Here is a 15,581-nt window from a genome sequence, read left to right as displayed (position 1 = left end):
TATGAAAAACGTCTCCGTAACCTTAGGTACGGCCTTTATTTTATTGCTCCCATTCCTGGCAATAGCTCAAATTCAGGTTTCTTTTCCTACAAGCCGAGCGGTTCTTCAACGAAATAATGCCAACCAGGCTACTATCCGTATTACGGGTTATTATACGGCGTCTGTAACCAGAGTAGAGGCACGATTACAGGCGCGTGATGGTCAGGGTACTTCGATAGACTGGCGAACCATTCAGGATAATCCAGCGGGTGGTGTATTCGCGGGCGATATAAGCGGGTCGGGTGGCTGGTATAACCTGGAAGTGCGGGGTATGAACGGTGATCAACAGGTTGGCAATACAACGACCGTTGAGCGGGTGGGCATTGGCGAGGTATTCATCGTAGCGGGTCAATCAAACGCACAGGGAATACATCAAAATGCGCCAAATCCACAAAACGATCGGGTAAATTGTGTAAACTACAGATATCCTGACAATGGTTTTCCAAACGATCCACCAGTCCCTGTTTTTACGCTACTCGATAATTCTCCCGGTTTTACGATTGCCCCCAGAGGTGTGGGAAGCTGGTGTTGGGGCCAGTTAGGGGATCTCTTGGTGAAACGGCTGAATGTGCCAGTTATGTTTTTTAATGCCGCCTATACGGGAACATCATCACAAAACTGGATTGATAGCGCCCCTGAAGGTGGTACAGCCTACGGTCCTGGTGGCGCTTATTTGCCTCGCCAGCCCTATATAAATCTTAAAATTGCGCTGCAATTCTACGCTAATACGCTCGGGGTCCGGGCTATTCTTTGGGAACAAGGGGAAACAGACAATTTGTTGAATATACCAACCAGCCAGTACATTAACCAGCTTCAGGCAGTCATTGCCCGCACCCGTACTGATTTTGGACAAGCTGTTCCCTGGGTTGTTGCCAGAGCCTCATATGGCGATAATTTCGGCGTTGACGCCAATGTGATTGCGGCCCAGAACCAAGTTATTGCCGCAACAGCCAATGTCTTTGCTGGCCCCGCCACAGATGCTATTCAGGTACCTCGAAACCGCCCTCCTCTCAATGATCCCGAGGGGTTCCACTTCGACTTCAATGGGCTTATTGAAGTGGCCAATGCCTGGAATGGTAGCCTGAATGATGCCTTTTTTCAAACTTCAACCCCATCGAGTCCCAAGCCCTCCCCTACTCTCTCGGTTGCCTGCGCCAGCAATAATAATCTGACGCTTGCCGTAAATGGGAGTTATTCAAGCGTGCAATGGGAGTCAGGCGAGTCGGGCAACACCATTACCAAAGGAGCGGGTACTTACCGGGCTAAAGTAAAAGATGCGTTAGGAAATACCCTTTTTACCGGACAGGCTAGAGTGTCTGATGCCCCCGTAGCCGCTACGACTGATAATCGCCCTCCTTCTGTATGTATTGGCAGTAGTCTGGCCCTAACCACAAATTACGATAACGTAACCTGGCTGAACCAGCAAAATAACCAAACAGTAGCTACCACACGATCATTCTCTACGGTTTCGGCGGGAGCATACTATGTTCGCTATAAGGATGTAAGCGGCTGTGATTTTACGTCGAATATTCTGAACGTTGCTGTAAACCCGTTGCCTGCTACGCCCACAATCTCTAATGAGAAATCAACTACCTTCTGCCAGGGTGATAACACAACCCTCCGCGCCAGCGCCGATAATATCCAGTATAACTGGAGTGATGGTCAAAATGGTAAAGTGATTAGTGTTGGTAGTTCAGGAAATTATTTCCTGACCGTAACCGACCAGAACGGCTGTACGTCGGCTCAGTCCAATACAATTGTGGTGACGGCGAATCCAGTGCCGGCAAAGCCAGTCATTGCGGCAAATGGCCCAACGACATTCTGTGCCGATCGAAATATTACCCTAACCGCGCCCCAAAACGTAGCTTACCAATGGACCAGCGGCCAAACTAGCCAAAGTATTACTCTGAATCAGTCGGGTAATTTTTCAGTACGAACCACCAATCAGTTTGGCTGTGCATCCGTACCGTCGGACGTTGTCACGATTAAAGTAAATCCCTTACCAGCCATTCCTTCTGTCAGCGCGGCTGGAGCAACCACGTTTTGTGAAGGTAACCGCGTTACTTTAAACGCGAGCAGCCCAATAGACATCGTTTGGTCAAGTGGACAAACAGACAAAAGCATTACAGTGGCTAGTTCCGGGAATTACGCGGCACAGGCGCGTGATCAGAACGGTTGCCTGTCGCCTTTCTCGTCTGTTCTGGCAGTAAAAGTTAATCCATTACCCGCCACACCAGTCATTCTGGCCAATCCATCACCAATTATATGCGAGGGAGACCGCGCCACCTTACGGGTCGACGGGAATTACACGGTCTTTTGGAGTACCGGCGATTCAACGCAGCGAATTATGACGGGAACACCGGGTACTTATTCGGCTAGTGTTCGTGATGTGAATGGCTGCCGGTCATTACAGGCAGGCTCTATTGTTGTTGAAACAAGACCGCTCCCTCCTCCTCCGACCATAAATATTATTGGTACATACACACTTGAGGCCGTAAGCTCAACGAATGGAACGCAATTTCGCTGGCGCCAGGGTAGCGACTCACTAGCCGCCCAAACAGCAATCATCAAAGCAAACCAATCGGGTGTCTATACAGCCCGTTCCTCTATCGTTTACTCGCAGACACTGACTTGTTTTTCGCTCCCGTCAGCGCCAATCACCTTTACACTTGACCCCAACAATAGAGGTCTGAGTATTTATCCAAATCCAAACCCGGAAAAGATTTTAACCCTGGAAACGCAGGCTAATCTTACGAATGCCACTATTACCATCTATACATTAACCGGCCAAGTGTCACTGACAGCTAACGTTCCTGTATTCGATGAACGTAAACAGCTTATCTTAACAAGCCTGCCATCGGGTTCTTATATTCTGCGTGTTCAGTCTGCCAGCTTCGACGTTTCTAAGCGAATTCTTGTTGGATTGTAATATTAATCGTACAGTGGCCGTTTAATCATAGAAATTAGCCTTAATTTTGCACTTTATCGGGAAAACTATTCTCGCTGAACAGTACTATAGTATATACTGAACAGTGGTCTGTTTTTTGCGTATACTATTGTCTATTACCCAATAGAGGTAATAGCTTATTATAAAGGGCTCTTGAGAAATCAAAAATGAAAAATCGTTATTTTCTAATTCATCTAGTAGCACTCGGTTTGATGGCCGTTAGTACCCGGATATCAGCTCAGACTGCCAGTCAGGTGATAAAAATTACGTATCCAGAAAGCCGGGCTATTTTCCAGCGCGAAAACGATAATACCAGTACCATTTATTTGTCGGGGAGCTTATACCAACCGGTCGATAGCGTTCAGGCTCGTGTTCAGGCCGAAGAAAGTGGTCAGGGCACAAATACGAACTGGGTCACTATCCAGCGAAATCCACAGGGTGGAATTTTTCAGGGCGCTTTACGGGCCAAAGGTGGATGGTATCGTCTGGAGGTTCAGGCCTTCATTGGCGGTGTTGCTACTGCCAGCGATGTGGTACGTAAAGTAGGGATCGGCGAAGTATTCATCATAACAGGCCAGTCAAACGCTCAGGGGTTTCAGAATTATGGGGCTGTAGGTGCTGGGGATGACCGGGTCAACTGTGTTACTTACGATAACAGCACGGCGAACTCATTAGGTGACCCACCAGCACCAACTTTCCAACAGTTGACCGCCACGTCCTTAATTGGCCCCCGTGGCCAAAGTGCTTGGTGCTGGGGATACCTGGGCGACTTACTGGTCAAGCAATACAATGTTCCTGTTTTATTCATTAATACTGCCTGGCAAGGTACGACCATTCAAAACTGGCGGGAAAGTGCCGATGGCAAGATTACAAAAAACTTATTCGCTTTAGGAACACCGAACGAAAATTTTCCAACCGGGATGCCCTACGCGAATCTGGTCATTGCGCTACGCTACTATTGTTCGCTTCAGGGATTAAGAGCCGTCTTGTGGCAACAGGGAGAGTTCGACAATTTCCCTCTACATTCTACCCGAAAAGATTATGCCGACAACATGCAATACCTGGTTAATAAGACGCGCGTCGATACTGACAGGTATCCAGCCTGGGTGCTTGCCCGCTCATCTTACAACAATGGACAGGTAAGTCAGGATATTATTCAGGCACAAAACGATGTCATTAACACGTATAATAACAACGTGTTTGCCGGGCCCTTTACGGATAATATCCAGATTCCCCGTTTCGATGACGTCCACTTTGGCAATCGAGCAACAAACAACCCCGGCGATAAAGGCCTCAACGATTTGGGCCAAGCCTGGTTCGCGAGTATGAATGCGGTTTTCTTCTCCAGTTCACGGCCATTACCCCCCCTACCGCAGCCTACGGTTAATGTAGCGTGTGCTACAGCTAATAATAGTATTACACTTAGCTTACCTAATCTGTACAATTCATATACCTGGAACTCGGGTCAGAAAACCCAGAGCATAACGATCAACCAGCCAGGTGTCTACCGTGCCGTTCTGAAAGACAAAGTAGGGAATACATATCTGTCGCCTGCGCTTGACGTACAAAGTCCTATTCAGCCCGCTACACCAACCATTTCACTGGCCAGTCAGCCGGGTACGGTGGTAGCGAATCAACTACAGGTTTGTGCCGATTCCAGCTTGTCTCTGCTGGCCAACACATCGGCAAACAGCACAGGTGTGTGGAGCGTAAGTACGACGACAACAGTCAGTAAGGCGATTAACTTGAATCAATCGGGGACCTATTCTGTGCAGGCAGTTAATGTATACGGCTGCAAATCAGCCCAGCCTGCCATAATAACCTTGAATGTTCGCCCTAAAGTACCGGTACCCAGTATCGAACAGATCGGGGCCTATAGCTTACAGGCGGTCTTACCCACTCCAACTGGTGGTCAGCCGGACTTATTCGACTGGCGTCGAGGGGCCGAAGTGATTCCACAGCGAAGTGCAGTTGTGAAAGTCGTTGTTTCGTCCAATTACTCAGCCCGCACCCAAACAACCTATACATTATCCAACAGCTCAACGCTAACTTGCTACTCGGATTTCAGTGTTCCTAAAGCGTTTACATTTGACCAGTCGAATGGCGGTTTGAGCGTATACCCAAACCCTGCCACCACTGGTTCGATTACAATAGAAACCATCGAAGACCTTAAAAACGCCGATGTCAGTGTCTTCTCTCTAAGTGGCCAGGAGCTTTTCTCAACGAAAGTACCATCGCTGGATGAGCGGAAAGCGATTGATGTTTCGGGATTAGCTCAGGGAATATACCTCATCCGGGTTCGTTCGGCTGGTTTTGATATATCCCGGCGAATTATTATCAATAGATAGCGCCATTTCTGCCACTTGTTTATAGAAGCCACTCTTTACAGGGTGGCTTCTGCCTTTTAGGCCTAATCTGCTTGTTTAGAGTTGATAAAATAACTCTTGTGGCTTATCTTTGAAAGATAGTGGAACGAACGCCTGCGCGTACATAAATGGCCCTATTGGTTTTATCGCTACCTTTGCGCCGTTCCTGTCAACTACTCCTATGAACGCAACTTATCTGCCGGCCGATTATCTGCCGGTGCTTATTCAATTAGGTCTGGCACTCGGTTTCATCGTGACAACGATGCTTGTTACCCACAACATCGGCCCTAAGCGCAACAGTCAGAAAAAGGATGACCCATTCGAGTGTGGTATCCCTGTGCAGGGTGATGCCCGTACCCCGATCTCGATCAAATATTTCCTGATTGCCATTTTATTTGTCCTGTTCGACGTTGAAGTTATCTTTCTTTATCCCTGGGCCGTTAATTTCAAGGGCTTAGGCATAACAGGATTTATCGAAATGGTGCTGTTTATGGGACTACTTCTGGCGGGTTTCTACTACGTGATCCGCAAAGGAGTTTTGAATTGGGAATAAGCGTATAAATGAATTTTAGAGCATATTTATTCGTTGTTACAGTAAGCAACTACAACGTTTTTTATGGCAACTGATATCAAGCTGGCTGAGGCCCCCGCGAGTTATGATGGCCCGGGATTTTCGGCTACTTCATTCGATAAAATTATTGGCCTAGCCCGGGCAAACTCGCTTTGGCCTTTGCCTTTTGCTACTTCGTGCTGCGGTATCGAATTCATGTCGACGATGGCATCGCACTACGACTTAGCCCGATTTGGATCGGAGCGGCCCAGCTTCTCTCCCCGTCAGGCCGATATGCTGCTGGTAGCTGGAACGATCGCCAAAAAAATGGGACCGATCGTCAAGCAGGTATATCTTCAAATGGCCGAACCCCGCTGGGTTATTGCCATTGGTGCCTGTGCGTCGAGTGGCGGCATTTTCGATACATACAGCGTTTTGCAGGGAATTGATCGCATTATTCCGGTGGACGTGTACGTGCCGGGTTGCCCACCTCGTCCTGAGCAAATTCTGGATGGCGTGATGCAGTTGCAGGAGTTGGCAAAAAATGAGTCGCTCCGTCGGCGCAATACGGAAGAATATACTCAACTGCTTAATTCATATAGCATTCAATAAACAGTAACGGGTGAATGGATCACCTTAATTTTTGCTCCATTCACCCGTTCGCTTAGTCACTCATTCACTACCTGATAATGCTGACCAACGAAGAGGTTGCGCAGATAATAATAAACCAGTTTGGCGAAAGCGTTACGGATTTTGATGATCCGTATAACCTATTAACGTGTTCGACCAGCCGGGATCAGATTATTCCGCTCGTTAAATACCTGAAGGAACATCCAACGCTGAAAATCGGCTTCCTTACCGATATTACAGCGATCCATTACCCAGATTCAGTTGGGAAGGAGTTTTGTGTGGTGTATCATTTGCACAGCCTGCAAAATAATTTCCGGATACGAATTAAGGTTTATCTGGCGACGGATGATATTCATATCCCGACTATGATTCCACTGTATGCCAGTGCAAACTGGATGGAACGGGAAACCTTCGACCTATTTGGCATTCTCTTCGATGGTCACCCCGACTTACGCCGGATTCTGAACATGGAAGAAATGGATTACCATCCCATGCGTAAAGAGTATCCGCTCGAAGACGCAACCCGGGAAGATAAAATTGATGCACTGTTTGGACGATAACTACTGGTGAAAGAGCGAAAAGCGGCATTAGCACGCATTCACTCTTTCGCTCTTTCGCTTTTTAAATATGGTTTCTGAAGAACTCGATATAGCGAATAAAAACTTACCTGCCGAGCAGGGTCCGGTTCAATACGTTAATGAACTGACAACCCTCAATCTTGGCCCGACTCACCCCGCTACCCACGGTATTTTTCAGAACATCCTGCAAATGGATGGTGAGAAGATCGTGTCGGGAGAGCAGACAATCGGCTACATCCACCGAGCCTTTGAAAAAATTGCCGAACGTCGGCCTTTTTATCAGATTACGACCCTGACCGACCGCATGAACTACTGTTCGTCGCCCATCAACAACATGGGTTGGCACATGACCGTAGAAAAGTTGCTGGGCGTCGAAGTCCCCAAGCGGGCGCAATACATTCGCGTTATTATGATGGAATTGGCCCGGCTGGCCGATCACCTCATTTGCAACGGTATTCTGGGTGTTGATACAGGGGCATTTACCGGCTTCCTGTACATTTATCAGGAGCGGGAAAATATCTATGAGATCTACGAAGAAGTTTGTGGAGCCCGACTGACTACCAACATGGGCCGTATTGGCGGCATGGAACGGGATCTTTCGCCCACGGCTATCCGCAAAATCAAAGAATTACTCGTTCGCTTCCCGAAAGTACTGGCTGAGTTTGAAAACCTCTTCAACCGCAACCGGATTTTTATGGATCGCGTCGTTAACGTAGGCGCTATTTCGGCAGAGCGGGCACTAAGCTACGGCTTCACAGGCCCAAACCTGCGGGCTGCGGGCGTTGACTACGATGTGCGGGTTATGAACCCTTACTCGTCGTACGAAGACTTTGAATTCGATATCCCGGTCGGTCAAAGTGGCGACACTTACGACCGGTTTATGGTTCGGAATGAGGAGATGAAGCAAAGCCTTCGGATCATTCAGCAGGCTATCGATAACCTGCCCGAGGGTTCATACTTTGCAGACGCCCCTCAGTATTATCTGCCTCCGAAACAGGAAGTTTATAAAAACATGGAAGCCCTCATCTATCACTTCAAAATTGTGATGGGTGAAATCGATGCTCCTGTTGGCGAGGTTTACCACGCAGTTGAAGGCGGCAACGGTGAGTTAGGTTTCTACCTGATCAGCGATGGCGGACGGGCACCTTACCGTTTGCACTTCCGTCGGCCCTGTTTCATTTACTACCAGGCTTATCCGGAAATGTGCAAAGGACTGACACTGTCGGATGCCATCGTAATTATGAGTAGCATGAACGTCATTGCCGGTGAGCTGGACGCCTAATCTTAAATTAGAAAGCGTTTGGCAACGTAATACAAGTGCTGCCATTGATGAAGCGAAAGCCGAGATGAATTTATCTCGAAAAGACAAGTTTGAACCAGCAACATTGACTTGGAAAGAAGTCTTGACGACGAATACCTGCTGTAAATAATGACAACTGAAACAACTAATCCCGCCGTAACATTTACGCCCGAGCGGGTTGCTAAAGCGCAGGAAATTATTGCCCGCTATCCGGAAGGCAAGCAAAAATCGGCCTTGTTACCATTGTTGCATTTGTTGCAGGAGCAGGAAGGCTGGACCAGCCCTGAAGGCATGGACTACGTAGCCCGAATGCTCAATATTCAGCCGATTGAGGTTTATGAGGTCGCTTCGTTCTACACCATGTACCACCTCAACCCGGTTGGTAAACACGTTATCGAATACTGCCGGACAGGCCCTTGCTGCCTGATGGGAGGTGAGGAAGTATACGCTCACTTAAAACAACGGCTTGGTATTGACACCGGGCAAACAACCGTAGACGGTCAGTTCACACTCAAAGAAGTCGAGTGTCTGGCGGCTTGCGGCATGGGGCCGGTCTTTCAGGTTCGGGAGAAATATTACATGAACCTCACCAACGAACGCGTGGATGAGATCATTGACGAATTGTCGAAATAACCAGTATGGCTACCAAAATACTAACCGAGCATATCAACGTTCCGGGCATTGAGACCTTCGATGTGTACCGGAAACAGGGCGGCTATACGGCCGTAGAAAAGGCAATCAAGACAATGACTCCTGAAGCCATTGTTGAAGAGGTAAAGAAAGCGGGCGTTCGGGGCCGGGGTGGCGCCGGATTCCCGATGGGGATGAAATGGAGCTTTCTGGCTAAGCCGGAAGGCATTCCGCGCTATCTGGTTTGTAATGCTGATGAATCGGAGCCAGGTACGTTCAAGGATCACTACCTGATGAAAAACATTCCCCATCTGCTCATCGAAGGGATGATTATCTCGTCGTTTGCCTTGGGCGCCAATAAGTCATTCATCTATGTACGGGGTGAATTGATGTATGTTATTCATATCCTTGAGAAAGCCATTGCGGAGGCAAAAGCAAAAGGTTTTCTGGGAAAAAACATCCTGGGAAGCGGCTACGACCTTGAGTTAGTCGTTCAACCCGGCGGTGGCGCTTACATTTGTGGTGAGGAAACTGCCTTGCTCGAATCGCTGGAAGGCAAACGTGGTAACCCGCGGAATAAGCCGCCCTTCCCAGCCGTAAAAGGATTATATCAAAGCCCAACGGTGGTTAACAACGTTGAATCTATTGCAACAACGTCATGGATCGTTAATCATGGTGGTGATGCGTATGCGGCTATTGGCATCGGACGTAGTACAGGGACTAAATTAATTTCAGCATCGGGCCATATCAATAAACCGGGTGTTTATGAAATTGATCTCGGCGTTCCAGTCGAAGATTTCATTTATGCGGACGAGTGGTGTGGTGGAATTCGTCCGGGTCATAAGTTTAAAGCACTCGTCGCAGGAGGATCATCTGTCCCCATTTTGCCTGCTAATCTGGCCTTGACGCTGGCGAATGGCGAAAAACGATTGATGTCGTATGAGTCACTCTCCGATGGCGGCTTCGCAACCGGCACTATGCTGGGATCAGGAGGCTTCATCGTTTTTGACGAAACCTCCTGCATCGTTCGAAACACCTGGAATTTCTCGCGTTTCTACCACCACGAATCCTGCGGACAATGTAGTCCTTGCCGCGAAGGAACAGGATGGATGGAAAAAGTGCTTCACCGGATTGAGTACGGACATGGGCACCAGCAGGACATTGATTTGCTGGTCGATGTGGCAAAGAAGATTGAAGGAAATACCATTTGCCCCCTGGGCGATGCGGCTGCCTGGCCGGTTGCCAGCGCCATCCGGCATTTCCGGGAAGAGTTCCAGTGGCACATTGACCACCCAACCGAAGCCACCCAACCGGGCGCTGTTTACCGGGGTGAAATGGCTCTGGTTTAACTATACGGCGGCTGAGATGCCGTTTTAGAACTGAATGATTTGCGGCTTTATGGCCGCAGTATACAATATGGAAGACGTAAAGCCGCAACTATTAAAAGTCACTATTGACGGAATTGAAGTTGAAGTGGAGCCAGGAACGACCATTTTACAGGCCGCTCGTAAGATAGGTCCGGCGGTAGCTCCTCCGGCTATGTGCTACTACCAGCCCTTGAAAGGTAGTGGTGGCAAATGCCGGGCGTGTCTGGTTCGGGTGGCAGCAGGGTCAGCCAAAGATCCACGGCCCATGCCAAAACTGGTTGCATCGTGCCTGACAGCTGTTCAGGATGGCATGATTGTCGAGAATGAAACCAGTCCGCAAGTAATTGATGCCCGGAATGGTATCGTTGAGTTTCTTTTATTGAATCACCCGCTCGATTGCCCTGTTTGCGATCAGGCTGGTGAATGTGATTTGCAAAACTTTGCCTTCGACCATGGCAAAGCGACGACCCGCTACGAAGAAGATCGCCGGACATTTGAGAAACGGGACATTGGCCCTTACATACAACTGCACATGACGCGTTGTATTCTGTGCTACCGTTGCGTATACACAGCCGATCAGATTACAAACAAACGCGTTCATGGCGTCATGAATCGGGGCGATGCATCGGAGATCAGCACCTATATCGAGAAAGCCATTGATAACGATTTTTCCGGAAACGTTATCGACGTATGTCCCGTTGGTGCATTGACCGACAAAACGTATCGTTTCAAAAACCGGGTTTGGTTTACGAAGCCGGTTGATGCGCACCGCGATTGCCCGACCTGCTCAGGGAAAGTAACCTTGTGGTATCGGGGGGAAGACGTGATTCGGGTAACGGCGCGCAAAAATGAGTGGAACGAAGTAACCGAGTTTATTTGTAACACGTGCCGCTTCGATACAAAGAAAACTAGTGACTGGACCATTGAAGGGCCAACCAAGATTTCCCGAAGTTCAGTTATATCAGCAAATAAATATCGGGCGGATACAATCAAACCAAGCTTTGGCGAACGTCTGGCAGCCGCCGATTATAAACCGATTCACGATGAACGCGATACGTCGCAATTGTCGATCCAGCAATTACCCGCTGAGCGTTTTGCTAAAGTATTGCCATCAGCCTTAGAACCAGAGGTTTAACTAATTTAACGTGGTGTCGGGTTCTAAAACTCGACACCCATTTCAAAAGTGTCGGATTCTCAAACCCGATACCACACAAAAATGGACTTAACCGTATTACTCGTTAAAGGCATCATTATCCTGGTCATTTTCGGGATAACGCTCCTGATCGCGACGTACTCGACGTACGCTGAGCGAAAAGTAGCGGCTTTCCTGCAGGATCGTCTTGGTCCAAACCGGGCAGGCCCCTGGGGACTGTTGCAACCCATCGCCGATGCGGGAAAAATGTTCTTCAAAGAAGATTTTATTCCTTCACAAGCCAGCAAGTGGCTATTTATTCTGGGCCCTTGTTTGGCTATGCTAACCGCGCTGATGTCAAGCGCTGTTATTCCGTTTGGCGATAGCATCCGCTTCGATAACTATTCCATTCCTGTACAGGGCATCGAAATCAACATCGGCGTGTTGTACATTTTTGGTGTTGTATCGCTGGGCGTTTATGGCGTGATGGTTGGTGGCTGGGCGTCGAATAACAAGTTTTCACTGCTGGGTGCTATCCGGGCTGCCTCCCAGAACATTAGCTATGAGATTGCCCTGGGTTTGTCGATGATCGCCATCCTGATGATGACCGGTTCACTATCCGTTCGGGCCATTGTTGATCAGCAGGCGAGTTTCTCTGAGTGGAATGTATTTACACAACCGATTGGGTTCATTATTTTTCTGACCTGCTCGTTTGCCGAGTGTAACCGTACACCCTTCGACCTGCCCGAGTGCGAAACAGAACTTGTTGGTGGGTACCATACCGAGTACAGCTCCATGAAACTGGGCTTCTACCTGTTCGCCGAGTACATTAATATGTTCGTTTCATCGGCATTCATCTCATCGCTGTATTTTGGTGGGTTCCATTATCCGTTCATGAACGAAGTTGGCAGCGCTCTCGAAAAATCAATGGGTGCAATCACTGGGCATAACATCGCAACGGCCATTGGCTTTGTGGTATTCTTCGGCAAAATATTCTTTTTCATCTTCTTCTTCATGTGGGTTCGCTGGACGCTACCGCGTTTCCGGTACGATCAACTCATGAACCTGGGCTGGAAAACTCTGATTCCCCTGTCGATTCTGAATGTCGTTTTGACCGGCGCGGGTTTATTATACAATTTCAAATACGCAACTTGGTTAATTGTTGTGGTAATGGTGGTCATGGTTCTGGTATCGTCAGCAAAAGCACCGAAACGCGAGGCTATTCCACAGGCAACAGTCTAAGTCAACTGATTTTTGGTTTATGGTTTTTGGTACCGGGTTAGCTTACGCATAACCAAAGCTGTAAACCAAAGCCAAAAAATTGAACACTAAAAAGAATGCAGTTAACGAATCGCTCAAAACAAGTCAGCAATAAGGAAATGACGCTGGCTGAGAAGATGTATCTACCTGCCATTGTTGGCGGGTTAGCCATCACGATCAGCCACTTTTTCCGGAAGAAGCCGACCATTCAATACCCCGAGGTGAAAAAATACCTTGGCCCAATTTACCGTGGCCACCACGTATTGAAACGAGATGAACAGGGCCGGGAACGTTGTACAGCCTGCGGCCTATGCGCGGTTGCTTGTCCAGCCGAAGCGATCTCGATGGTAGCGGCAGAACGCAAAAAAGGAGAAGAAGGACTATACAGAGAAGAAAAATACGCGGCTGTTTACGAGATAAACATGTTGCGCTGTATTTTCTGTGGCTTGTGCGAAGAAGCATGCCCAAAGCAGGCCGTTTACCTCCGCCACGACCGAATGGTACCGGTTTTCATGGAACGCGAAGATGTGATCTATGGCAAAGATAAACTGGTCGAAAAAATGGACGACCGGTATATCCGGATCGCTAACTCAGAAGTGCAGACCACTCCAACCGAACCAAGTCTAACGCGGGCGGCTACCTAGCCGCCCGTTGTCTCCCCTACCATTCTCTAGTTGATTGAGCTATGACTGAATTTATAACCTTTTTCAAGACATTAACCCCGACTGGCTATTTGTTTCTGGGTTTAACGGCGCTTACGCTGTTTAGCGCCATTGGTGTTGTAACAGCCCGGAACCCTATTTATAGCGTTCTGGCGCTTATCGCCACGTTCTTCTGCCTTTCGGGTCATTATATTTTGCTGAATGCTCAGTTTCTGGCGGCAGTAAATATCATTGTCTACGCAGGGGCTATCATGGTTTTGTTTTTGTTCACGATTATGTTTCTGAACTTGCGGAAAGAAGATGAAGAATCGAAAACAAACCTGACTAAAATGGCTTCGGTCGTTGTAGGCGGTATTTTGATGATTATGCTGATCACCATTTTCCGGGCTAAAAGCGCTCAAGTGCCAACGGTGAGTGCCGCAACGTTTAACAATAAAACGGGACTCGTTGAAAACCTCGGCCGGTTGCTGTACAGCGACTATATCTTGCCGTTCGAATTAGCCTCTGTTCTGTTTCTGGTGGCCATGGTGGGCGCTGTTATGCTTGGCAAACGTGAAGCTGGCGACCGCCATTTTTAACTGGAATTTCGTTGGTTTACGCGATTTCTCTACTTTTTAAGCCGCTCATTGAGCGGCTTTTTTCTTTTCAGTCATTGCGCGAGCGCCCCAAAAAGGTATACTCCACCAAAGTTGCACTTGTGAAAAGAAAATAGTATGCTTGCATAATAATTCGCGAATCTGGTGTAATTTTTCGCCTAAAAAATAAGTTATTGCCTTGAAGTACCTGCTTAATCAGTAAAACAACATCGCATTTTTATGGACGCATACATTGTAGCCGGATATCGTACAGCCGTGGGTAAAGCACCACGTGGGGGACTCCGTTTTACCCGCCCTGATGATATGGCGGCTGAAGTTATTAAGCATTTGTTAAGCCAGGTTCCTTCACTCGACCCGGCTCGGGTTGAAGACCTTATCGTTGGAAATGCCGTGCCTGAAGCAGAGCAAGGTATGCAGATTGCCCGATACATTGCCTTATTGTCGCTGCCCAACAGTGTTCCCGGTATGACAATCAACCGATATTGCGGTTCCGGGTTGGAAGCAATTGCCATTGCCTCCGCCAAAATTCACGCTGGTCTGGCCGACTGCATCATTGCTGGTGGCACCGAATCCATGTCGATGGTGCCGGTGATGGGTTGGAAAACAGCGCTTAATTACGAGATTGCCAAAGCACACCCCGATTATTACATTGGCATGGGGCTCACCGCCGAACAGGTTGCTCAGCAGTTCAATATCAGCCGCGACGCGCAGGATGAGTTTGCCTACGCGTCTCACCAAAAAGCACTGGCGGCTCAGAAAGACGGCAAGTTTGCTGATGAAATTGTCCCCATCAAGGTAAGTGAAACATATTTTGACGCCGAAAGTAACAAAAAGAAAACCCGCGAATGGACCGTTGCGCAGGATGAAGGTCCTAGGAAAGATACAAGTGCCGAAGGGTTGGCTAAGTTAAAACCGGTTTTTGCGGCTGGTGGATCGGTTACGGCTGGTAACTCGTCACAAACCTCTGACGGAGCCGCTTTTGTCGTCGTGATGTCGGAGCGCCTGGTTAATGAATTGAATCTACAGCCTGTTGCCCGCATGGTATCGTATGCTACGGCAGGCGTTGAACCTAAAATCATGGGTATTGGCCCTGTTGCGGCCATCCCCATTGCACTCAAAAAAGGCGGACTCAAACAGGACGATATTGACCTTATTGAACTGAATGAAGCCTTTGCGGCTCAGTCATTAGCGGTTATTCAAGAACTGGGCCTCGACCCCAGTAAAATAAATCCAAACGGTGGTGCTATTGCCCTGGGTCACGCACTCGGGTCTACGGGCGCGCGGTTGTCCGTGCAGTTACTCAATGAAATGCGCCGTCGGGACCAGAAATACGGGATGGTCTCTGCCTGCGTTGGAGGTGGACAAGGTGTTGCCGGAATTTTTGAACGACTGAACTAGAAAGGTTTATCAACCACAGAGGCACAAAGAGCACAGAGCTGTCCATTAGGAACCTCTGTGCTCTTTGTGCCTCTGTGGTTGATAAACTATTACTGCTAAAAAACTCATTATCAGATCCGTTTCATA

At 48.4% G+C, this 15,581-nt stretch carries 13 protein-coding genes; all 13 read left to right on the top strand.

From position 1 onward, the window contains the following. The first annotated feature begins 1 nt into the window (after nucleotide 1). The 13 genes from SD10_RS28120 to SD10_RS28060 all read left to right on the top strand — a co-directional run bounded on the left by SD10_RS28120 (nucleotide 2) and on the right by SD10_RS28060 (nucleotide 15,455). Nucleotides 2–2,968 (top strand): T9SS type A sorting domain-containing protein, encoded by a 2,967-nt coding sequence (locus tag SD10_RS28120; RefSeq protein WP_046580269.1) that lies wholly within the window; start codon nucleotides 2–4, stop codon nucleotides 2,966–2,968. A gap of 185 nt (nucleotides 2,969–3,153) precedes the next feature. After that, a complete protein-coding gene (locus SD10_RS28115) occupies nucleotides 3,154–5,334 on the top strand; it encodes a T9SS type A sorting domain-containing protein (protein WP_046578739.1) in 2,181 nt (726 codons plus the stop codon). Nucleotides 5,335–5,533: 199 nt separating this feature from the next. Next, on the top strand, nucleotides 5,534–5,905 hold the full coding sequence (locus SD10_RS28110; protein ID WP_046578737.1) for an NADH-quinone oxidoreductase subunit A: 372 nt from the start codon (nucleotides 5,534–5,536) through the stop codon (nucleotides 5,903–5,905). A gap of 63 nt (nucleotides 5,906–5,968) precedes the next feature. Then, nucleotides 5,969–6,514 carry an NADH-quinone oxidoreductase subunit B gene (locus SD10_RS28105; protein WP_046578736.1) on the top strand — a complete coding sequence of 182 codons (546 nt, stop codon included), beginning with the start codon at nucleotides 5,969–5,971 and terminating at the stop codon, nucleotides 6,512–6,514. 77 nt (nucleotides 6,515–6,591) lie between these two features. After that, nucleotides 6,592–7,092: an NADH-quinone oxidoreductase subunit C gene (locus SD10_RS28100; protein WP_046578734.1), complete on the top strand. Its 501-nt coding sequence runs from the start codon at nucleotides 6,592–6,594 to the stop codon at nucleotides 7,090–7,092. Between the two features lie 67 nt (nucleotides 7,093–7,159). Then, the gene (locus SD10_RS28095) at nucleotides 7,160–8,392 is read left to right on the top strand and encodes an NADH-quinone oxidoreductase subunit D (protein WP_046578732.1); all 1,233 of its coding nucleotides are present in this window, start codon (nucleotides 7,160–7,162) and stop codon (nucleotides 8,390–8,392) included. Nucleotides 8,393–8,539: 147 nt separating this feature from the next. Then, nucleotides 8,540–9,043 carry an NADH-quinone oxidoreductase subunit NuoE family protein gene (locus SD10_RS28090; protein WP_046578731.1) on the top strand — a complete coding sequence of 168 codons (504 nt, stop codon included), beginning with the start codon at nucleotides 8,540–8,542 and terminating at the stop codon, nucleotides 9,041–9,043. A 5-nt stretch (nucleotides 9,044–9,048) separates the two neighbouring features. Beyond that, nucleotides 9,049–10,389, top strand: coding sequence for an NADH-quinone oxidoreductase subunit NuoF (gene nuoF, locus SD10_RS28085; protein WP_046578729.1), 1,341 nt, complete (start codon nucleotides 9,049–9,051; stop codon nucleotides 10,387–10,389). A 67-nt stretch (nucleotides 10,390–10,456) separates the two neighbouring features. Then, entirely contained in the window at nucleotides 10,457–11,542 is a 1,086-nt protein-coding gene (locus SD10_RS28080) for a 2Fe-2S iron-sulfur cluster-binding protein (protein ID WP_046580267.1), read from the top strand. 81 nt (nucleotides 11,543–11,623) lie between these two features. Then, on the top strand, nucleotides 11,624–12,781 hold the full coding sequence (gene nuoH / locus SD10_RS28075; protein ID WP_046578728.1) for an NADH-quinone oxidoreductase subunit NuoH: 1,158 nt from the start codon (nucleotides 11,624–11,626) through the stop codon (nucleotides 12,779–12,781). Nucleotides 12,782–12,876: 95 nt separating this feature from the next. Beyond that, nucleotides 12,877–13,443, top strand: a complete 567-nt coding sequence (locus SD10_RS28070; RefSeq protein ID WP_046578725.1) for a NuoI/complex I 23 kDa subunit family protein — start codon at nucleotides 12,877–12,879, stop codon at nucleotides 13,441–13,443. A gap of 41 nt (nucleotides 13,444–13,484) precedes the next feature. Next, nucleotides 13,485–14,039: an NADH-quinone oxidoreductase subunit J family protein gene (locus tag SD10_RS28065; RefSeq protein WP_046578723.1), complete on the top strand. Its 555-nt coding sequence runs from the start codon at nucleotides 13,485–13,487 to the stop codon at nucleotides 14,037–14,039. Nucleotides 14,040–14,276: 237 nt separating this feature from the next. After that, nucleotides 14,277–15,455 carry an acetyl-CoA C-acyltransferase gene (locus SD10_RS28060; protein ID WP_046578721.1) on the top strand — a complete coding sequence of 393 codons (1,179 nt, stop codon included), beginning with the start codon at nucleotides 14,277–14,279 and terminating at the stop codon, nucleotides 15,453–15,455. Nucleotides 15,456–15,581 lie beyond the last annotated feature (126 nt).

The organism is Spirosoma radiotolerans (genome assembly GCF_000974425.1).
GTDB classification, from domain to species: Bacteria; Bacteroidota; Bacteroidia; order Cytophagales; family Spirosomataceae; genus Spirosoma; species Spirosoma radiotolerans.
Note: the sequence above shows the minus strand (reverse complement) of the source record. Positions and strands in the feature narration are given on the sequence as shown.